Below are 21,374 nucleotides of genomic sequence, written 5' to 3' on the forward strand. Positions count from 1 at the left end.
CAACGGTTTGGTCGGCCGCGATCAGTCAGAAAAATGCCGTCAATCGGGAAACGCTGAAGCGGTTCATTCCGGCGAGTGGAAGTTCAGGCTGTAATTCACCGCTTTCGGCCCCGGATCGAGAATATCCAGAGCGATGTGGATCGGCGTCTGCGGCGGCATTTCCGCCAGGCCTTCGAGATCGCCGCTCAGATACTCGCCGGGTTTGAAGCGACGACTGGCGATCAGATGACCGTTGAGGTCGGCAAAACGCAGTTCGAGCAAGGGGAACGGTTGGGAAAACGTCGCCCGGTTGTAAATGATCGCATCGACCACCAGTGCCCCGCTGAACTCGGGATGGCTGCGCACCACCAGGTTGCTGCTCTTGATTTTGCCGATATCGACTTTCGACGGCACGGTGCAGCCGATCTGCGGGCAGATCTGCTGGAACCACGGTCGATATTGATCCTGCCGCGCCAGCTCCTCGAAGTGATAGGCGATGTACTGGGCGGCAAGGCCGCCGGCCGCCAACACCACCAGCACCAGCCACAGCAGGCGCCGGCCCCAGGGCGAGCGGCGTTGCTGCCAGTCCAGTTGCAGCGGGTCGTCGGTCAGATCCTGCAGGACCTCGGCGCGCACGCCGGGCTCGGCCCGTTCGCGTTTTTTGCGCGGCGAAGTGATCAATGGCAGATCGTCGTCATCGCTGTCGTCGCTGGCCGAGAAGCGTTCGCGGCGGGCGGCCGGGTCAATCGGATCGTGCAGGCGCAGTTGCGGGATCGGCGGCTCGTCATCCAGATCCACCGGTTCCAGTGATAACGAGGGTTCGGTGCGCTCGGGTTCGAGGGTTTCGATGCCGTCGATATCCGGCTCGACATCCGGCGCTGCGCTGCGCTCATCGGCAGGTTCGCTGAACAGGCTGTCGGGCCATGTGCCTTCGTCCGGTTCCGGGCTGTCGCGCCGGGCGCTCAAGGATTCTTCGCGGGTACGGCCGAATTCGGCGGCTGGTTGGATTTCACGCTGTTCGAGGCGGGCGAGTTCTTCGTCCAGATCGAGGCTGTCCAGATCCAGTTCCGACGCGCTCCATTGCTTCTGGCTGATGGCGCGCGGCGCGGGGATCTGTTCGACGACCGCAGAATCGCTGACAGGCGCGGGCGTTTCAGGCAGCGCTGGTGCGAGCGGCGTCACCGTGTCCTTGCCAGAATGTTGCTCGAGCAGCTGCTTGGCGGCATTGAACACTTGCAGGCAGGAGCCGCAACGAACCACGCCGCGCGCCACGCTCAACTGAGCATGGTTGACGCGGAAACTGGTCTGGCAATGCGGGCATTGGGTGACGAAACTGTCGGTCATGCGGCGATCCGGTTCAGGCAAGCGGTCATTTTAGCGCCGACGCCCGGTGATGCGCACCCAGCCGTCGCGATTGGCGATCGGGTCGAGCTCGAAGTCCTGCGCATAAGCTGCCGCTACTTCTTCGCCCTGCTCGGCGAGAATGCCCGACAGCGCCAGGCGCCCACCGCTCTTGACCAGGCTGGACAGCTGCGGCGCCAGCGACACCAGCGGGCCGGCGAGAATATTGGCCACCAGCACGTCGGCCGGAACCGGCGGCAGATCCTCGGGCAGGTACAGCGGGAACAGCTCATCGGCAATGTTGTTGCGCCCGGCGTTGTCGCGCGAGGCTTCCAGTGCCTGTACGTCGATGTCGGTGCCCACGGCTTTCTTGGCGCCGAGCAGCAGGGCGGCAATCGCCAGAATCCCCGAGCCACAGCCGAAGTCGAGCACGTGGCAGTCTTTCAGATCCTGACCGTCGAGCCATTCCAGGCACAGTGCGGTGGTCGGGTGGGTGCCGGTGCCGAACGCCAGGCCCGGGTCCAGCAGCAGATTGACTGCGTCAGGCTCGGGCGCGGCGTGCCAGCTCGGCACGATCCACAGGCGCTGGCCGAAACGCATCGGCTCGAAACCGTCCATCCAGCTGCGTTCCCAGTCCTGGTCCTCGATGACTTCGCTGTGGTGCTCGGGCAACGGGCTGCCGGTCAGCAACTCCAGGTGGGCCAGCACCGGTGCCGGTTCGGTACCGCCTTCAAACAGGGCCAGCAAGTGGGTGTGCGACCACAGCGGCGTAGTGTTGAGTTCCGGTTCGAAGATCGGCTGGTCTTCGGCGTCCATGAAAGTCACCGACACGGCGCCGACTTCGAGGAATGCGTCCTCGTAGGTTTCAGCTTGTTCCGGGGTGATGGCGAGACGGACTTGCAGCCAAGGCATGGCGGGCACCTTTGAAAATCTGTGGGGCAGCCCGAAGCTGCAAAAGCGCGCAGTTTACGCCAGGTCGCCGGCAAAGTGGACACACCGCTTGGCTGTTACACATTCGCGGCCGCGATATACATATGTATGGCCTGAGCACTTTTGTCGGCAAATAGAGTGAGCGCTCATCTCTACGCAACAAAAGGCTGGACGACATGGCGGATCAACAAGGGACTGTAGAAGAAAAACCACCGATAGCCGCTGCGTCTACGGGGTCGGTGCAGGAGATCCTCCTGCGCATCACGCGCTGGCAGGTGATGATCGACAAGCGCTTGAACAGCCAGATGACGTTGCTCGAGGCGCTGGAGCACTTCGCACTGACTGAACTGCGCAGGCATTACCCGGACGGCCATTTCGCCCCGGGCTTTGTGGTTGCCCTGCTTGACGCCATTCTGCAAAAGCTTATCGACGGCCGGCCAGTCATGTTCCTGGCGCTCCAGGACGCGCCATTTCGCTGGCCTGGGGGCGCCGATCCCGGTTTGCCGTCCAGCCGTCATGAGCATGTGATCCGGACGGTGGATAGCGTTTCGTTGCACTTTCTCGACCAGTACAAAAAATACCTGCGAGAACATTGGGCGACAAAAGGGCGAGAGGCGTTGTTCGATCGCCTGATCAAACGCAAGCTGCGGCGCTATATCAAGGACATCGAGTTGCTGTTGCGCCGTGACCAACTGGCTGGCCTGACACTGGATCAATTGCGCAGCAAAATCGACCGGGTTCAGGCCCGCAGCACGCGTCGGTATCGATTGACTGCCCTGGCAACCGGTGCAGAGAAAAAGATTCTCGAGGCCCATTCATTCGCGCAACTGCCGTCATGGATGAAGGCGCTGAAGGAGCCGGATCGCGCCTTGTTGCGTGATTATCAGGAGCAGACCTCACTGGCCCAGGCAGCACTTGATGACCTGCTGCTGGGCTACGGCTCGTTGCGCGACTTTGCCCGCCAGCAGGCCATCGAATACATTCAGCTCAAGCTCGACATGACGGTTGAACCGGACCGGATCGACGTGCGGCTCAGATGGCGCTCGGCGGTGGGTGAGCCGACCCACAATCGCAGCCTCAGTGACCTGCTGGCATGCGGGCCGATCGGACAGGACTTCGCAGCGGTACTGGAGATCAGCGGTCCTGCGCCATTGCGCAACCAGTCACTGAAGCCGACATTCATTGTCGACATGCTGGCGGAACAGGATTATCCGGCGGACTACCTGCGAGCCCTCGCCGAGCAGTACCAGCGTATAGAAGTGCAAAAGGCACTTGTCGACTGGTTTGCCTTACGGCTCAGGCAGAGCGCATTCGTCGCGCGCTGCGCAGCTCATCTGTCGGACTCCGACCATGAGCGTCTGGAGCAGATGTGGTCTGGGCAAACCACAAAGAAACCGTTGCAAGTGGCCGCACTGACGCTGCCCAACGGCATGCAATGCGCCGATCTTCTGGTGTTCTACCAGGCAGAGACTGAGCAAGCGGTGAATAACCTGGTGCTGTACGCGCCCAACAAGCCGGACGGTCAGGAGTGGGTCCGGTTACCTTCGATCGCGGCGTTGACCGGCGAAGTATGGAGCTGGACGCAGAGCGAATCCGGTCGTGAGTATCTGTTGCAGCAGCTTTCGCCGGCTGCACATCACCCTGCACGGGATTATCTGTTGGCCGCTGCGGCCAGCCCCGCTCTCTGGGGCATGCAGAGTGACCTTCGCCGAGCGCCACTGCCGTTCACCGAATGCGTCGAAGCCGCTGCAAAAATGGGCCTGGCGAACAACCTGCAGCGGGTCGAGCAGGACAACTCGCTGCGCTGGTACACGACGCTCGGGCTTGAGGCTCGCCGGCGCATCAGCAGCCTCAATCAGGAACTGATCGTTCATCAGCAGGTGTTCAACGAGCTGCTGGGCGGTTTCGAGGTTTTCGTCGATTTCGCCAGGCGCACGGTTGCCGCAGCGATCACGCCCTATATGCGCAGCAAGAACGTGCTGGAACCGGTCGATCCGGCCACTGTGTTGATCGATTACAACCCTGGCGTCGCTGACCGCAGGAAGCAGCAGGTAGCCACGCTGCTCGACCTGGCCATTCACGGCTACGATGACAACTCCGGCATCGAACATCCGAAAAGAGGCGTGCGATCGTCGGTTGGCCAGGATCTGAGCCAGGTGCGCAGCGCCGATCTGGCGCTGTATCTGCGCCGGGCGTGGCTGGGTGAAAAATACGCCAGCGAGATCCGTGGCAAATATCTCGACCCGCGTGATGCTGCCTACGAACCGCGTCGCTTTGCCTACCGCAACGTATTGCTGTCAAAGATGGACCGTGATTTGCGCGTGGCCAGAAGTCAGGCGCGATTGAGCGACGCGGTGTATTCAGCGCTGGTCCGTCAGGTCTCTCTGTTGAGCCAGGTGCCAGCGCCGGATACGCATTTTCCCGGCGCCAGCATGGTTGAAAGTGACGGCGTGTTCAGGTTCACCGTGCGCCATCACGTCGTGCTCGGGGTTTATGTCCTGACCTCGTTCAACCCCGAGCCGTCCTGGTGGCTGTACACGCCTGATGCGCCCGACGGCATTGTGGTGCGCGCATATCAATCACTGTTCGGCGACATCGCCGGCGCTTTGCATGACTACTTGATGGCGCGTACGCCGGTTGCCGCGCGCAGCATCGTGTCGCGCACCCTGTATGCGATTGCGGCAAAAAAACAACGCGTCGATACGCTGTACGAAGCGCAGCGCCTGATTGACGCGCGCAGCGAGTTCAACGCGTACATCGAGCGCGCGGTCACGGATGTGCAGGACATCACCACCAGCCGCGCGCAAATGATCGAACGCCAAGTGGTCAAGGGGCTGATGTTTGCAGCTGCACCGTTTTGCATGGTGTTCCCTCCGTTTGCCTTGCTGCTCGATGTCGTGTTCATCGCCGTCAGCGCCGGTCAGGCGGTCGCTGCGCATCTGGAGGGTGACGTCGATGGCGCGCTCGGCCACTGGCTGGAGGCGTCGTGGGGCGCGTTGTTCGCTATGGTCGGCGCCGGCAGTGCGATCAAGTACCTGGGCGGTGCGGCCAGAAGTCTGAAGCACACCATGCGGCCGGTCTCGTTATTGTCAGAGCGTCTGAACGCCGTGGCTCCGCTGCGCAGGGAAGCACTGCCAGCGATCCGGGAAGTACGCTTCCATGCCAGGCAGGCCGTCAGCAAGGCGCCCGAGCGTTTGCAAAAGGTGACCGAAGAAGGCGTCTTTTTCGGCACATGGCGCAGTCCGCCCAGCGCTGCGCAGCCGCAACCGGCCTATTACATTCGCAACAAGGGCAAGTATTTCCTGGTCAGGGAAAATCCGCATTTTGGTGGGCTGAGCCTGGTCGATGCCCGTCGCCCGACCGCCATCTATCAGCAACCGATTCGGCTTGCTCCGGGGGGCAAGTGGACACACGCCAGGGTCGGGCTCACGGGTGGCAACGTGCGCAACCTTGGGCGCGTGAGCGATTTGAATGATGCTTTTCCTGGAGGTGTCGAGCCAGTGCTGAACCGCGGCGCGCTGCAGGGCGAAGCGGTGGTGGCGCATTTTCGTCCGGGATCGCCAGATAACTATCTGTTTTCTTTGAATGCGCAGAGTTGCGTCATCGCCTCGCTGTATAACCCGACGACAAGGGTGGGGGCGGTCATTCATTTTGATCACAATATTCGCCCGTTGATCGAGCGAAGTGTCACGCAGGTGCTGGAGCGTCTGGGGGGCGCACCGCAGAACATTCGCGCCACGCTGGTGGGTGGCGACTGGCTGTCGGCGGGCGCTGACATCGGCAGTCCGGTCAGGCGCGTGTTGCGCGAACAGGGCCTGCAGCCGACCTGGGATTACTGGTCGTACTCGTCGTGCCTGGGCAACAGCTATGGCGTGGTGCTGAATCTGAGCAATGGAGTCTCGAGAGTGTTCAAGCATTCCCCTGGTCAGATTGGCAGGCTGTACGACCCGCTTATCGCCAGATCGAGCTATGCCAAGGACGGGCTCTCGGTACGTGCCCGACACTTTACGAGACGGTTCACCCGCAGGCCGTTACATGAAAACGCCGCAGGAGCGGTGGTCGATGATGCCGGCCTGCGGGCATCTGCCGCAATGGTCGAGCAGCAGGCGTTCTCCACGGTAATGCTCTGATGGGTTTGTTGCAGGCATAAAAAAACCCGATCCGCAGGGATCGGGTTTTTCATGCCGCTTCAGCCTTACGACTGTTTGGCCAGCTTGTGCTCGAGGTAGTGAATGTTCACACCGCCCTTGCAGAAGCCTTCGTCACGAACCAGGTCACGGTGCAGCGGGATGTTGGTCTTGATCCCGTCAACCACGATTTCGTCCAGGGCATTGCGCATGCGTGCCATGGCTTCGTCGCGGGTTGCGCCGTAAGTGATCAGCTTGCCGATCAGCGAGTCGTAGTTCGGTGGCACGGCATAACCGCTGTACAGGTGCGAGTCGACGCGAACGCCGTTGCCGCCTGGGGCGTGGAAATGCTTGACCGTGCCCGGGCTCGGCATGAAGGTCTTCGGATCTTCAGCGTTGATCCGGCACTCCAGCGAGTGACCGCGGATGACCACGTCATCCTGAGTGAACGACAGCTTGTTGCCAGCGGCGATGCTGAGCATCTCCTTGACGATGTCGATACCGGTGACCATCTCCGAAACCGGGTGCTCCACCTGAACACGGGTGTTCATTTCGATGAAGTAGAAACGTCCGTTCTCGTAGAGGAACTCGAAAGTACCGGCGCCACGGTAGCCGATGTCGATGCATGCCTTGACGCAGCGAGCCAATACTTCCTGGCGCGCCTTCTCGTCGATGCCCGGTGCCGGTGCTTCTTCGAGAACCTTCTGGTGCCGACGCTGCAGCGAGCAGTCGCGGTCGCCCAGGTGGATGGCGTGGCCCTGGCCGTCGGACAGTACCTGCACTTCGACGTGGCGCGGGTTGGTGAGGAATTTTTCCAGATAGACCATCGGGTTGCCGAACGCCGCACCTGCTTCGGAGCGGGTCAGTTTCGCCGAGGCGATCAGGTCTTCTTCCTTGTGCACCACACGCATGCCGCGACCACCACCGCCACCGGCGGCCTTGATGATCACCGGGTAGCCGACTTCACGACCGATGCGCAGCGCCGTTTCTTCGTCTTCCGGCAGCGGGCCGTCAGAACCAGGAACGGTCGGTACGCCTGCTTCGATCATCGCGTGCTTGGCCGATACCTTGTCGCCCATCAGGCGAATGGTGTCGGCTTTCGGGCCGATGAAGGCGAAGCCGGAGTTCTCGACCTGCTCGGCAAAATCGGCGTTTTCCGCTAGGAAACCGTAGCCTGGGTGAATGGCGGTAGCGCCGGTCACTTCAGCGGCAGCGATGATGGCCGGAATGTGCAGGTAAGACTGAGCGGCGGACGCCGGGCCGATGCAGACGGATTCGTCTGCCAGACCCAGGTGCATCAGCTCTTTGTCGGCCTTGGAGTAAACGGCGACGGTCTTGATGCCCATCTCTTTGCAGGCACGCAGAATCCGCAGGGCGATCTCACCGCGGTTAGCGATCAGAACTTTTTCCAACTTCGCAGTCATCAAAGGCTCTCCGCGGTTCAAACGATGGTGAACAGCGGTTGGTCGTACTCAACCGGCTGGCCGTCTTCGACGAGGATGGATTCGATCACACCGCTGGTTTCAGCTTCGATGTGGTTCATCATCTTCATGGCTTCGACGATGCACAGGGTGTCGCCTTTCTTCACGGTCTGGCCGACTTCAACGAAGGCTGGCGAGGTTGGCGAAGATTTACGGTAGAAGGTGCCGACCATCGGCGAACGGGCAACGGTGCCGTTCAGCGCGGGTGCAGCAGCGGCAGCCGGAGCAGCGGCAGCGACTGGCGCGGCAGCAGGGGCAGCAGCCGGAGCCTGCATCGGGGCTGGCGCGTAGTACTGCTGCGCCGGGGTCTTGCTGTGACGGCTGATGCGTACGGACTCTTCGCCTTCCTTGATCTCGAGCTCGTCGATGCCGGACTCTTCCAGCAATTCGATCAGTTTCTTAACTTTACGGATATCCATGAATCATCAACTCCCAAGGGTCGGTCAGGGGCGTATAGCTTGGTGTTCAAGCTGCTCTAGTGCGGCCTCCAGGGCCAGTCGGTAACCGCTGGCGCCAAGGCCGCAGATCACTCCTACCGCTACATCGGAGAAGTAGGAGTGATGGCGGAAAGGTTCGCGCTTGTGCACGTTGGACAAATGCACTTCGATGAATGGGATGCTCACTCCCAGCAGCGCGTCACGTAATGCGACACTTGTGTGCGTAAAAGCCGCCGGATTGATCAGAATGAAGTCCACGCCTTCACCGCGCGCAGCGTGGATGCGATCGATCAATTCGTACTCGGCGTTGCTTTGCAGATGCAGCAGATGATGGCCGGCTTCACGGGCGCGCCGCTCCAGATCCTGATTGATCTGCGCCAGGGTCGTCGACCCGTAGGTCCCCGGTTCCCGGGTGCCGAGCAGGTTCAGATTGGGGCCGTGCAGCACCAGTAGCGTCGCCATCTGCGTTGTCCTTGTTATCAATGAGCAGTCGTCAGAACCCGGCGACTATGCCGCAAAGCCTTTGTGACTGTCCAGTTCCATGCAATAGGCGGCACGATGGGCGATGTTTGCGCGAAATTTGTGACCGAGGATCAGGATCCGGTCACTTGTAATGACAGGGCCGCTGCCTTCGCAAGCAGGCTCGCTCCCACAGGGGTATGCATTCCAAAGTGGGAGTGAGCCTGCTGGCGAAGGTGGTATGTCAGACGCGGAAGGCCTGAACGGCCGTATGCAATTGGCCGCCGAGAACCAACAGATTCTCGCCCTGTTCGCGCCCTTGACCGATGCGCAGCAGGTTATCCCCACCCAATTGATGAATGCGCTCGCTGTGATCGCGGATCTCGCTGACCGCGCCACTTTGCTGCGCGGTGACATCGGCGATGCGCACGGCGGTGTCGGCGATGGTCTGGATCGCGCCGACGATTTTGTCCAATGCACCGTCGGCCGCTTGCGCCTGACTGGCCGTGGCTTCGGCGTGTTCGACCTGCGCGCGCATGCCTTCGACCGATTGCCGCGCGGCCGTCTGCAGGCCGGCGATCAGCGTCTGGATTTCTGCCGTGGCCCCGGCGGTACGTTGTGCCAGCGAGCGCACTTCCTCGGCGACTACGGCGAAACCACGGCCCATCTCCCCGGCGCGGGCCGCCTCGATTGCGGCGTTCAGGGCGAGCAGATTGGTCTGATCCGCAATCGAACGAATCACCGTCAGCACGCCGCCAATGGTTGCCGACTCTTCGGCCAGATGTTCGATCATCTGCGCATTGCCTTGAACCTCACCGACCAGCGCATGCAGTCCGGTCAGGCTCTGGCCGATTACAGCCTGCCCATGCTCGACGGCGAGACCGGCATGACGACTGGCGTCGGCAGCCTGACGGGCATCGCCGGCCACTTGCTGAATCGTTGCCTCGAGTTCCCCCAGCGAGTCGCGAATCAGCGCGGTATCGCCGGCCTGATGCTCGGCGCCGCTGTGCAGGTCATTGCTCAGTTCCGCAAGGGTGCGGCTGCTGCCCGCGACTTGTTCGGCGTTGCCGCGAATGGTGCCGACCAGGTCCACCAGATAGGCACGCAAGCGGTTGAGCGAGGCTTCGATGTCGTGCAGTTCACGGTTGGTCTTGCCCAGCTGGATGTCGCGACTGAAATCGCCCTCGGCCCACGTCGACAGCGCCGGGGCGAGGTTGGTCAGAGTGCGGGCCAGGCGACGCTGCAAGGTATCAATGAGCAGGGCGATCAACAGAATCAGGCCGATCATCACGCCTTGCATCAGGCGCACTTCGCCCTGGATCTGCCCATGTTGCGCGCGTACCACCGGTTCGAGGCCGGCGATGGCGTGTTGCACGCTGGCGATTTTTTCGTGGGTCGCGGCGCTGAGCTCGGCGCGTTTCTGGATCTGCTCGCGGGTGCGCGCCAGTTCCGCCGGATAGCGGCCAAGCAAGCTGTTGAGTTCGCGTTTGAGGCCGACACCGGCATCTTCGGCGGCGGCTTTGTCGGTGTTTTCGATGCCCATCAGCGCGGCGAAATCGTCACTGCTCGATTCGTTGCTGGCGACCACGCCGAGCAAGGGCAGGGCGTCGATGGCCTCGGCCTGGGCGCGCATGTTGCTCACTTCGCGCTCGACATCGGCAGCCAGTTCACTGCGCCCGCTGCTGACCAGTTTGTCCCGCGCCAGCGACAGTTTGCCCAGATGCTGCGATGCGGCGAGCAGTGGCGCGAGGTAGGCGGCGTTGCCATTGGCGTAGGTGTTGAGCTGGTCGAGGCTGGCGCTGAGTTCGCGTTCGGCCTGCAACAGCAGCGCCTGCGGATCGCCAGCCAGTTTGCCGGCGGCGAGCAGGTCGGTTTTGCTGAACTCATCAAGGCTCGACAGGCTTGGCTGCACGGCGTCGGCCAGCGTCGGGGGCAGCTCACCCAGTTGCTTGTGCACGCTGTCGATAGCCTGGGCGGCGCTGCTCAGGCGCAGCGCGTCACCGCTGGCCAGATAATCCTCGACGTTGCGCGCCACTTCATTCTGAAATTGTTGCGACAGCCCCAAGTAACGCTCCATCAAAAGATAGGGGCGTTCGAGGGCTTTTTGCGACCACCACAGCGTGGCGCCAAGGGCCACGCAGACGGCGACCAGCAGCAAAGTGTTGAGATTGGTGAGCAACTTCAGGCGCATGACGGCTACCAACGGCAGAAATGGTAAGCGCCTGAATTTATTGCGGTTCCATTACAAGGTTATGACCGAATCAGTGGATTCCGATGAAAAAGTGGCACTTTGCTTTGACTGCCGCGCGGTCTGCACCCGATTGCGTCCTGCACCCTTGGCGCGGTACAGCGCCTCGTCGGCCTGGCTGGCCATCATCAGGCTGTCGGAGTCATCGCACATTTCCACCACGCCGGCGCTGAACGTGCACCACAGATCCTGCGGCTGCGCCGGGTAATGAATCTCGGCGAAGCGCTGGCGAATCTCGTCGAGGACTTTGTGCGCCGCGTCGATATCGGTGTCGGGCATGACGATGGCGAACTCTTCGCCGCCGTATCGGCCAATGAAATCGGTCTTGCGCAAACGCTGCTTGAGAAACAGTGCGAGGCTCTTGATCACCCGGTCACCCATCGGGTGGCCATGGCTGTCGTTGACCCGTTTGAAGTGGTCGATGTCGAGCATGGCAAAGCTCAGTGGCTTGTTCTCGCGGCGGGCGCGGAACGAGCAGTCTTCGAGCAATTGCAGAATATGCGTGTGGTTGTACAGGCCGGTGAGGCTGTCGCGGACCATCCGCGCCTTGAGATTTCGCGCCCGAGCGGCGCGGTTGCGCACAGTGGTGATCAGGTGTCGCGGTTTGATCGGCTTGGTCAGGAAGTCATCGCCGCCCTCGCTCATGGCGTCGAGCTGCTTGTCCAGATCGTCCTCGGCCGACAGGTAAATGATCGGCACGCTGACGTAGCGGTCGTTGTGACGAATGACTTTGGCCAGCTCGGTGCCGGTGCAGGCCGGCATATACATGTCGAGGATGATCAGGTCCGGCTGGAAATCCGCCAGTTCGGCCATTGCCTGAATCGGTTCGATCAGGGTGCGGGTGACAATCCCGGCGCTGTTGAGCAGGCGCTCGGTGTGCAGGGCCTGGGCGCGCGAGTCGTCGATGATCAGCACTTTATAAGGCTCGTACTGGGCGACGCAGGTCAGCACTTCGATTTTTTCCAGCAGGCTCGAGGCTTCAAGGGTGCCGGTGAGGAATTCCTGGCCACCGGCGCGCACGGCGGCGAGGCGGGTCGGAGTGTCGGTTTCGTGCAGGCTGAAGAACAGCAGCGGCAGCGGTTCTTCGAGGCCGACCTGAGCTTCGGCGGCGAGTTTCAGGCCGATGCCGGGGCCACTGAAATCCACGTCCATGACAATCGCCGCGGGCAAGCGCTCAACCATCGACGAGCGAAACGCCGCGACACTGTCCAGTGCCTGCGCGCTGAGGCCAAAGAATTCGAGCTGCTTGGCCAGGCGTTCGGCGCGGTCGTGATCCTGCAACATCACGTAGATCGGCTTGCGCAGCGGCGGCAGGAACGTCTGGTCGAGCTGATCACCATGGCGCAGGCCGGTGCGCGACAGGCGCTGCATCAAGCGATTCAGATCAGTGATCAGGCCGCTGCTGAGGCGCCCACGGTTGGCATCCACCGCTTGCAGCGACTGGCTGATGTGATGCGCCAACTGAGTGTGTTCCGGCTGTTCGAAGCGCTCGGCAAAACGCAGCAGACGCAGATTCGCCTCGCTCAGTTCGGCAAGATCGACGGTGGACCACTCACTGCGTTGCAGGCGCTGCCATATCTCAAGAATCTGACGTGCCTGATGAATTACCCGCTGGGCAAAGTGGTGCTTGAGACGCTCACGGCTGGGGTCTTCTGGCTCGGTCATATCCTGACTACTAGTTAGGGTGCATGCTGAGATCGACTGGTGGCTCTATGCTAGCACCTCTTTTCCCTTAGACGAGTGTCGTACGTCAATAATCTGCTGGACGACACGATTCAGTTTCTGACCGGGTGGTTTTCTCATGCACTTGCAGGTCAGTCAGATGCCCGAAATCCGGACGCTTGACTTGAAGGGCAGGGCAGAACAGTCGGGAATTTGTACATCGCTGCTCGGGCCGAATCCAGATCAGAGTTCACTGCGTTGCTGGCGTTGCCCTATCAGGGAATCCCTTAGTGTGTCGCGAAGCGTCATCGGGCCGCACCATTTGCGGCTTATCGATAGCGACGGGTGCCCGGCCTTGGCACGTTGTTGTATGGTTGTGGTCGAACCGTTGAACCCAAGTGATTGAAAGGATATCGCCATGCTGGACTGGAAAAACCGCGCGGGCAGCGCGCCTGAACGTGCCGCCGAGCCCAAGTCGGCCACCCGCAGCTATGTCGGCGGGCTGCTGTTCAGCCGGGCGCTGGCCACAGTGGTCGGTCTGTACTTGCTGGTCACCATCGCGCTGGGCTGGTACTGGAGCCAGGAACCGGAGCTGTTTCCGGTGGCGCAGAACGCCCAGGTCGCTGCCGAGAAAGAAGGCAAGCAAATGGTGGTCGGCTACACCACGGTCGAAACCCTGAAGACCGTTGCCGGCACCTTGCTCAACAAGCCGGGCGGTTACATTTCCAATGACCGTTTCCCGCCGGGCCTGTGGATGGACAACACGCCGAGCTGGGAATATGGCGTGCTGGTGCAGGTGCGTGACCTGACCCGCGCCCTGCGCAAGGATTTTGCCCGTTCGCAATCACAGTCCGCCGAAGACGCCGATCTGGCCAAGGCCGAACCGCGTTTCAACTTCGACAACAAGAGCTGGGTGCTGCCGTCCAGCGAGTCGGAATACCAGGAAGGCATCAACTCCCTGAGCCGTTATCAGTCGCGCTTGTCGGATCCGAATCAGAAAAACGCGCTGTTCTACGCCCGCGCCGACAACCTCAACAACTGGCTGGGCGATGTCGGCACCCGTCTCGGTTCGTTGTCGCAACGCCTGTCGGCCAGTGTCGGCCGGGTCAAGCTCAACACTGCGTTGAAGACCGAAGTTCCGGCAGTCGGCGAAGTGCCGCAGGTTGACGAAGAAGTCGTGGAAACCCCGTGGATGCAGATCGACAACGTGTTCTACGAAGCACGCGGTCAGGCCTGGGCGCTGTCGCATCTGCTGCGCGCCATCGAAGTCGACTTCGCCGATGTGCTGGCGAAGAAGAACGCCACCGTCAGCGTGCGCCAGATCATCCGTGAGCTGGAGGCTTCGCAGGAGCCGGTGTGGAGCCCGATGATCCTCAATGGCAGCGGTTTCGGCGTATTGGCCAACCACTCGCTGGTCATGGCCAACTACATTTCCCGGGCCAACGCTGCGGTGATCGATTTGCGTCAACTGCTCAATCAGGGCTGATACGTGAGCCAGACTACAAGAGAGGCGGCCCATCGCGCCGCCTCGGACGCTGAACAGATCGCCTGGGTCGACGAGCAGGACAATTTGCTCGGCGCGCTGGTGCGCTCCGATTTGCGCGAGCGCGGGCTGATTGGCCGTGGCACCTACATCATGCTGTTCAACTCCGCCGGTGAGCTGTGCGTGCACCGGCGCACGTTGAGCAAGGCGATTTATCCCGGTTACTGGGATGTTGCCGCAGGCGGCATGGTCCAGGCCGACGAAAGTTATGCCGAGTCGGCGGCGCGCGAGCTGGAAGAAGAGTTGGGCGTCAGCGGCGTCGAACTCACCGCTCACGATCACTTCTACTTCGAAGACACCGGCAACCGTCTGTGGTGTTCGGCGTTTTCCGCCGTGTGGGACGGGCCGCTGAAACTGCAGCCGGAAGAAGTCCTCGAAGCGCGATTCATCCCCATCGAACAGGTCATGCGCGAAATCAGCGAAAAGCCTTATTGCCCGGACTCTCTGGCCGCGCTGAAGCGCTATCTCAAGGCGCAGCAAAGCAACGTCGCAAAGAACACATGAATTGGCGCCGATTGGCACTTAGCAATCGCGATTTTTGCCGTTACACTGCGCGACCTTTTCAAGCTGCACCGAGCGCTTCCCAAAAAGCATCGATGCAGTAGCGCTGCCCCTGCCTGAGTGGGGCTTCGCGGTCGCTGACCTTGCCCAAGGTTGCGATCAGTCTTTGTCCTCCCGAGAGGATTGCCGGTGGCCAAGAAAGCCGCATCCTTCGCCGCCCTGGGCGGCCTGGTATTTTCCACCGACGCAGGTCGTCATTGCCCGGAATGCAGTAAGCCGGTGGACGCCTGTATCTGCAAACAAACCGTGATTCCGGCCGGTGACGGCATTGCCCGCGTGCGTCGCGAAAGCAAGGGCCGTGGCGGCAAGACGGTGACCACCATCACCGGCGTGCCTCTTGCCGAAGACGCGCTCAAGGAGCTGGCGACGACGTTGAAGAAACGTTGTGGCACCGGCGGGGCGTTGAAGGACGGCATCATCGAAATCCAGGGCGATCACGTCGAGCTACTCTTGGCAGAGCTGATCAAACACGGTTTCAAAGCGAAGAAATCCGGCGGCTAGCAGCCTCTGTGAAACCCTCCGGCGGCTTGATCCGGCTTCGAGTGTTCTCGGATCCGGCGTCGTCGCCATGGTTTTCACAGAGCCTGTTCATGACCGGTTTCTAAACTCCACGCAGTCAGTGCGGTCTACCGCCGCACTGACGAACCGTCATTTTCATTCTTTAGACTGCGCCGGCCTGCACTTCAGGCGACGCACTCTGACTTCTTTATAGGGGACTTCGATGTCCGTACGACGCACACGTAAAGACGATGGCAGCCAATGGACAGTTGCGGACAGCCGCAGCGTTTACGGGATTCGCCATTGGGGGGCCGGGTATTTCGCGATCAATGAAGCCGGTCGCGTCGAAGTACGTCCGAACGGCCCGAGCAGCTCGCCTATCGACCTGTTCGAGCAAGTCGACCAACTGCGCAAGAGCGGTTTGTCCTTGCCGCTGCTGGTGCGGTTCCCCGACATCCTGCAAGACCGTGTCCGTCAGTTGACCGGCGCTTTCGATTCCAACATCGAGCGCCTGGAATACCAGAGCAAATACACCGCGCTGTACCCGATCAAGGTCAACCAGCAGGAAGCGGTGATCGAGAACATCATCGCCACCCAGAACGTTTCCATCGGTCTGGAAGCCGGCTCCAAGCCTGAGCTGCTGGCGGTGCTGGCGCTGGCGCCGAAGGGCGGCACCATCGTCTGCAACGGTTACAAGGACCGCGAGTTCATTCGTCTGGCGCTGATGGGTCAGAAGCTCGGCCACAACGTGTTCATCGTCATCGAGAAAGAATCCGAAGTCGGCCTGGTGATCGAAGAAGCCGCCTCGCTGAAGGTCAAGCCGCAGGTGGGGCTGCGCGTGCGCCTGTCGTCGCTGGCCTCGTCGAAATGGGCGGACACCGGTGGCGAGAAATCCAAATTCGGTCTGTCGGCGGCGCAACTGCTGTCGGTGGTCGAGCGCTTCCGTGGCGCCGGCCTGGATCAGGGCATCCGCCTGCTGCACTTCCACATGGGTTCGCAGATTGCCAACCTCGCTGACTATCAGCACGGCTTCAAGGAAGCGATCCGTTATTACGGCGAATTGCGCAACCTCGGTCTGCCGGTCGATCACATCGACGTCGGCGGCGGCCTCGGTGTCGACTACGACGGCACGCATTCGCGCAACGCCAGTTCGATCAACTACGACATGGACGATTACGCCGGCGTCGTGGTCGGCATGCTCAAGGAATTCTGCGACGCGCAGAGCCTGCCGCATCCGCACATCTTCTCCGAGAGTGGTCGTTCGCTGACCGCGCACCACGCGATGCTGGTGGTGCAGGTCACCGACGTCGAGAAACACAACGACGAAATCCCGCTGATCGAGAACAAGGAAAGCCTGCCGGAAACCGTGCAGTGGCTGGTCGATCTGCTCGGCCCGACCGACATCGAAATGGTCACCGAAACCTACTGGCGCGCCACCCACTACATGAGCGACGTCGCCGCGCAGTACGCCGACGGCAAGCTGACCCTGGCGGAAAAGGCCCTGGCGGAACAATGCTACTTCGCCGTGTGCCGTCGCCTGCACAACTCGCTGAAGGCGCGTCAGCGTTCGCACCGCCAGGTGCTCGACGAACTCAACGACAAGCTGGCCGACAAGTACATCTGCAACTTCTCGGTGTTCCAGAGCCTGCCGGACACCTGGGCGATCGATCAGGTGTTGCCGATCATCCCGCTGCATCGCCTCGACGAAGAGCCGCTGCGCCGTGCGGTGCTGCAGGATCTGACCTGCGACTCCGATGGCAAGATCAACCAGTATGTCGACGAGCAGAGCATCGAAACCAGCCTGCCGGTGCACGCGTTGAATGAAGGCGAAGATTACCTGCTGGGCGTGTTCCTGGTCGGCGCCTATCAGGAAATCCTCGGTGACATGCACAACCTGTTCGGTGACACCGATTCGGTGAACATCTACCAGAACGCCGATGGCAGCGTGTACCACGCCGGTATTGAGACCCACGACACCATCGAAGACATGCTGCGTTACGTGCACTTGTCGCCGGAAGAACTGATGACTCACTACCGCGACAAGTGCGCCAGTGCCCGCATCAGTGCCAGCGAGCGCACGCAGTTCCTCGATGCCTTGCGTCTGGGCCTGACCCGCTCTTCCTATCTGTCTTCCTGAGACCCGATAGCGTTCCACCCGGGTTGTCTGATTTTTTTCCGCAAGCTGTGGAAAAATCGGACAACCCGGTGGGATATCTCCTGATTTTTTCTCGAAAACCTGTGCTATCACGGTCAGCAAACTCATCTGGTCTGCTTTTCGCGTAGGTCATTTCCTAAGTTGTACTTCGCCTCTCTACTCGGCCATGCCTCTCGGCGAGAATCCCCGGCCGCCCCTCCTGTAGAGATCCGCCCATGTTCGATCCAGTCAACGAGCCGTCGTTTCGTCTCGATGTAGCGGGCCTGTCCGACCCCTTCGAAGTTCTCGCCTTTACCGGAAGGGAAGCGCTCAGCGAACCCTTCGCCTTCGAGATCGATGTGGTGATCGACGATCCGCATCTGGATCTCGCCGGCCTGCTGCACCGTTCCGCGTTCCTGTGTTTCGGCGCGCCCGACCAGGGTGTGCACGGGCAATTGCACAGCCTTGTCCAGCACGAGCACGGCCATGGCTTGCGTTTGTGCCGAGTACGTCTCGGGCCGAGGCTCGACTGCCTCGACCTGCGTTTGAGCCAGCGCATCTTCAGCGGCCGCTGCGTGCCGCAGATCATCGAACAGGTGCTGCGCGAACATGGCATCGTCGGCCTGCAACGACGTTACGAGTTGCACAGCGACTACCCGGCCCGCACCTTCTGCACGCAATACCGCGAATCCGATCTGCAACTGCTTCAGCGTCTGTGCGCAGAGGCGCGCATTCACTACTACTTCGAACATCACCGCGACAGGCACTGCCTGGTGTTCGGCGACGATCCGACGCGGATGCCCCATGCAGACGTCGCGCACTATCAGGGCGAGCATGACCAGCATGGCGTCGCTCCAGCCGTCCGCCAATGGCGACTGCGCGAAGACTCGCAGGCCAGCCAGCGAGGACCCGATTCCGAAGGCCACAGCGATCTGCCGGCCTTGCGCAGTGGTCAGTGGTTGCCGCTGGACGGCCATCCTTTCCTCGAATGCAACCGCCCATGGCTGCTGACCCGCATCGAGCATCGGGCCGATCAGTCTCTCGAATCGCCCTATTGCAATCGCCTGTTCGCGGCCGCGCGGGTGCCCGTCTGTGTGCCCGCTGCTGCGAAGTCCAAGCAGCGCATGCACAGCTTGCAGCGTGCCTGGGTGGTCAGCGTCGATGAGCCGCAGCCGGATCGCGCGCGGCCGGTCGCGGTGCAATTCGACTGGCTGTATCAGGGCGAAGGCGCAGCGCCGAGCCATTGCTGGCTGCCCCTCGCGCCTGACCTGAACGAGCTGCCCTCGGCGGCACTCGCCGATGGCGTGGAAGTGGTGGTGAGTTTCCTCGAAGGCGATCCCGATCAGCCGGTGGTCAGTGGCGTGCTCCAGCCCTCGGTATTGCCAGAGGCTGCGGTCGAGGACGATGAACCGGTATCGCTCCCGGAACTGCTGGTGAGCGATGGGTTGCAGCAATTGTTGCAGTCTAGCGAGCCGTTGCTGTTGCTGTGCCTGATGCCGGGCGGTGGCAGCTTCAACCACTGCGCCGAGTCCGTTTGCAGTTGCCGGCTGCTCACCGCGCTTGAACAGAGCAGCGCACGATGAGCGGCGCGGCGCTAGAGCCCATGGCGCAATGGCTGTTGCTCGATACCCCGGACGCGGCACGTGCCCTGCTGACCTTGCGCCAGGGCTTTGCCGATGTGCAGCGGCACCGGTTGTTCGACGGCACCGAATTTCAGCCGGTCAGTGAGCACGGTCCGGTTCTCGTCGATTTGCGCGAGAGCCCGGCATTGACCGCCCTGTGCCTGCGTGACCCGGACACCTGGCGCGGCCTGTTGTTGAGCTGCGAGATACCGGCGCAGCAGCTGCTCAGCCACTTGCAGCGCATGCTTACCGTCTCTTTCGGTTTGAATCATCGGGCCTTGCTCAGCTATTACAACCGTCAGACCGCCAGCTACTTCTTCGACGCCTGTGACGCCACGCAGCTGAGTCGTTGGCTCGGGCCGATCCGCCAGTTGCGCTGGTTTGGCGGCACCTGGGCGGACCGCGCCATCGGCAGTCAGGGCTGGCAACAGCTGCGCAATCCCGGCCTGCTCGTCGAACCTTTGGGCATCGAAGAAAGCCTGACCCGGCGCCAGCGCGAACGCTTGCAAACCTGTCTGCTGGAGCAGCACATCTGGCGCTGGTGCCAGTCTCTGAGGGTTGATTACCAGACGATTGCTGTGCATGTGCAACAAGGCCTGGCGCTGGGTTTTACTGACCGTGCCGTGCTCGACGGCTGGCTATGGCTGCGCCTGCTCAATCCGCGCGCCGTGCTGGTCGTGCCGCCGGCCGGACTGACCCAGCCGGAACGGCTCGACTTTCTGCGTCGGCAGTGGGGCGCGGCGGACTGACTTTTCTGGTCAGTGAGCCTTGCCGCTGAACCAGCCATCGCTGCGCTTGAGCCACAAGGCTTGCGCGCCAAGGGTCACGCTGCGCAAGACCATGAACAGTAGAAAAGATATCCACAGGCCGTGATTGCCCAGCGCTTGCAAGAACCAGGCGAATGGCAGGAGCAACAACACCGTCAGCAGCATGCCATTACGCATTTCCCGCGCACGGGTGGCGCCGATGAACAGGCCGTCGAGCAGGTAACTCCACACCGCAATCAACGGCAGCACAGCGAGGTAGGGCAGGTAGACGAACGCCGTCTCGCGCACGCTCTGAATGTCGGTCTGCATCTCGATGAACAGGTGCCCGGCGAGCAGAAACAGCACAGCGAATCCGAGGCTGGCGATCAGCGACCAGCCGCCGGCCACCACCAGCGATCGACGCAAGGCCAGGCGATTCCGGGCGCCGATGGCATGCCCGCACAAGGCTTCAACGGCGTGCGCCAGTCCGTCCAGTGCGTGGGCCGTCAGCAGCAGGCCGTTGAGCAGCAGCGCGTTGGCCGCCACGGTCGCATCGCCGAGCCGCGCGCCCTGTACGGTGATCAGGAAGAACACCGATTGCAGGGCGAGGCTGCGGATGAAAATGTCCCGGTTGACCGCCAGCAGCGGTCGCCAGCTCTGCCAGACTTTCAGCGCCGACCAGATGATCTGCCCCGGATAGGCGCGCAACGCCGTGCGCGTTAGCCACAGGCCGAGCAGGGCGCCGCTCCATTCGGCGATTACCGAAGCGCGCGCCGAGCCGACCACGCCCCAGTCAAGGCCGATGACAAACCACAGATTGAGGACGATGTTGATCAGGTTGGTGCTTAGCAGAATCGCCAGCGGCGCCCGCGCGTTCTGCGTGCCAAGGAACCAGCCGACCAGCGCATACGTCGCCAGCGCGGCGGGCAGGCCGAACAGGCGCGTGTGGAAAAACTCCCGGGTCAGCTGATCCAGTTCAGCCGACGGTTGCATGAAGTGCAGCGCAACGCCGCTGAGCGGCACGCCAAGAGTGCCGAGCACGACGGCCAGCCCCATCGCCAGCAGCAGGCCCTGCAAGAGAATCTGCCGCAACGCCGCGCCATCGCTGCGCCCGGCAGCCTGGGCGGCAAAACCGGTGGTGCCCATGCGCAGAAAACCCATCGCCCAGGCGAGAAACGTGTACAGACTGGCGCCGACTGCCACCGCGCCGAGTTGATGGGCATGCGGCAGATGGCCGATGACAGTGCTGTCGACCAGCGCCACCAGCGGCACGGAGATATTGGAAAGAATCATCGGCGCGGCGAGTGCCCAGACCTTGCGGTGAGTCGGGCGGTCGCGCCAGTCGGTAATCAGTGAGGACATGCAGGCTCCTTGGGGGAGCGGGGATTGTAGCGGCAGAAACACCCTCACCCCAGCCCTCTCCCAGAGGGAGAGGGGGCCGATCTTCGTCGCTCTCAAGCGTGAGTTCGACTCGATATTCCAGGTCGGTGGAGAATTTCAAAGCAACGCGGTCAGCTCCCTCTCCCTCTGGGAGTGTATGTACCGGGGACATGGTGGACACATGTTCGGAGACATGGTGGACGGTTTTAGATCTTCTTACCTGCCG

General features: G+C 61.8%; 15 protein-coding genes. 7 read left to right on the forward strand and 8 right to left on the reverse strand.

All coding sequences use genetic code 11. The annotated features are described in order from the left end of the window. Window positions 1-63: 63 nt before the first annotated feature. On the reverse strand, window positions 64-1,323 hold the full coding sequence (locus AAEZ10_RS18735) for a DUF3426 domain-containing protein (RefSeq protein WP_350570443.1): 1,260 nt from the start codon (window positions 1,321-1,323) through the stop codon (window positions 64-66). A gap of 30 nt (window positions 1,324-1,353) precedes the next feature. Then, window positions 1,354-2,232, reverse strand: a complete 879-nt coding sequence (gene prmA, locus AAEZ10_RS18740; protein ID WP_350570445.1) for a 50S ribosomal protein L11 methyltransferase — start codon at window positions 2,230-2,232, stop codon at window positions 1,354-1,356. Between the two features lie 194 nt (window positions 2,233-2,426). Here prmA and AAEZ10_RS18745 point away from each other — a divergent pair, with 194 nt between their 5' ends. Further along, window positions 2,427-6,380 carry a type III effector 1 gene (locus AAEZ10_RS18745; RefSeq protein WP_350570447.1) on the forward strand — a complete coding sequence of 1,318 codons (3,954 nt, stop codon included), beginning with the start codon at window positions 2,427-2,429 and terminating at the stop codon, window positions 6,378-6,380. Between the two features lie 65 nt (window positions 6,381-6,445). Here the strand turns inward: AAEZ10_RS18745 and accC are convergent, their stop codons facing one another. The 5 genes from accC to gcbA form a co-directional block, all read right to left on the reverse strand. After that, a complete protein-coding gene (gene accC / locus AAEZ10_RS18750; protein ID WP_024011424.1) occupies window positions 6,446-7,801 on the reverse strand; it encodes an acetyl-CoA carboxylase biotin carboxylase subunit in 1,356 nt (451 codons plus the stop codon). 17 nt (window positions 7,802-7,818) lie between these two features. Then, complete coding sequence (accB, locus tag AAEZ10_RS18755) at window positions 7,819-8,277, reverse strand: acetyl-CoA carboxylase biotin carboxyl carrier protein (RefSeq protein WP_016771862.1); 459 nt, start codon at window positions 8,275-8,277, stop codon at window positions 7,819-7,821. 24 nt (window positions 8,278-8,301) lie between these two features. Further along, a complete protein-coding gene (aroQ, locus tag AAEZ10_RS18760; protein WP_016771861.1) occupies window positions 8,302-8,757 on the reverse strand; it encodes a type II 3-dehydroquinate dehydratase in 456 nt (151 codons plus the stop codon). A gap of 241 nt (window positions 8,758-8,998) precedes the next feature. After that, window positions 8,999-10,945: a methyl-accepting chemotaxis protein gene (locus tag AAEZ10_RS18765; protein WP_350570450.1), complete on the reverse strand. Its 1,947-nt coding sequence runs from the start codon at window positions 10,943-10,945 to the stop codon at window positions 8,999-9,001. A 51-nt stretch (window positions 10,946-10,996) separates the two neighbouring features. Continuing rightward, window positions 10,997-12,667, reverse strand: coding sequence for a diguanylate cyclase GcbA (gene gcbA / locus AAEZ10_RS18770; protein ID WP_016771860.1), 1,671 nt, complete (start codon window positions 12,665-12,667; stop codon window positions 10,997-10,999). 415 nt (window positions 12,668-13,082) lie between these two features. Here gcbA and AAEZ10_RS18775 point away from each other — a divergent pair, with 415 nt between their 5' ends. The 6 genes from AAEZ10_RS18775 (at window position 13,083) to AAEZ10_RS18800 (ending at window position 19,771) form a co-directional block, all read left to right on the forward strand. Further along, window positions 13,083-14,150, forward strand: a complete 1,068-nt coding sequence (locus AAEZ10_RS18775) for a DUF2333 family protein (protein ID WP_016771859.1) — start codon at window positions 13,083-13,085, stop codon at window positions 14,148-14,150. Between the two features lie 3 nt (window positions 14,151-14,153). Further along, the gene (locus AAEZ10_RS18780; protein WP_350570453.1) at window positions 14,154-14,711 is read left to right on the forward strand and encodes an NUDIX hydrolase; all 558 of its coding nucleotides are present in this window, start codon (window positions 14,154-14,156) and stop codon (window positions 14,709-14,711) included. A gap of 186 nt (window positions 14,712-14,897) precedes the next feature. Next, entirely contained in the window at window positions 14,898-15,269 is a 372-nt protein-coding gene (locus tag AAEZ10_RS18785; protein WP_007914613.1) for a translation initiation factor Sui1, read from the forward strand. 220 nt (window positions 15,270-15,489) lie between these two features. Further along, window positions 15,490-17,403: an arginine decarboxylase gene (gene speA, locus AAEZ10_RS18790; RefSeq protein ID WP_016771856.1), complete on the forward strand. Its 1,914-nt coding sequence runs from the start codon at window positions 15,490-15,492 to the stop codon at window positions 17,401-17,403. 233 nt (window positions 17,404-17,636) lie between these two features. After that, window positions 17,637-18,983: a type VI secretion system Vgr family protein gene (locus AAEZ10_RS18795; RefSeq protein ID WP_350570456.1), complete on the forward strand. Its 1,347-nt coding sequence runs from the start codon at window positions 17,637-17,639 to the stop codon at window positions 18,981-18,983. Beyond that, window positions 18,980-19,771 (forward strand): DUF4123 domain-containing protein, encoded by a 792-nt coding sequence (locus AAEZ10_RS18800; protein ID WP_273526497.1) that lies wholly within the window; start codon window positions 18,980-18,982, stop codon window positions 19,769-19,771. Before AAEZ10_RS18795 ends, AAEZ10_RS18800 begins: the two co-directional genes overlap by 4 nt. A gap of 9 nt (window positions 19,772-19,780) precedes the next feature. Here AAEZ10_RS18800 and AAEZ10_RS18805 read toward each other — a convergent pair whose 3' ends face one another. Next, entirely contained in the window at window positions 19,781-21,130 is a 1,350-nt protein-coding gene (locus AAEZ10_RS18805) for an MATE family efflux transporter (RefSeq protein ID WP_350570458.1), read from the reverse strand. Between the last annotated feature and the right edge of the window lie 244 nt (window positions 21,131-21,374).

This window comes from Pseudomonas sp. H26/SER47-MNA-CIBAN-0231, assembly GCF_040310465.1.
In the GTDB taxonomy this organism is placed as follows: Bacteria; Pseudomonadota; Gammaproteobacteria; order Pseudomonadales; family Pseudomonadaceae; genus Aquipseudomonas; species Aquipseudomonas atacamensis.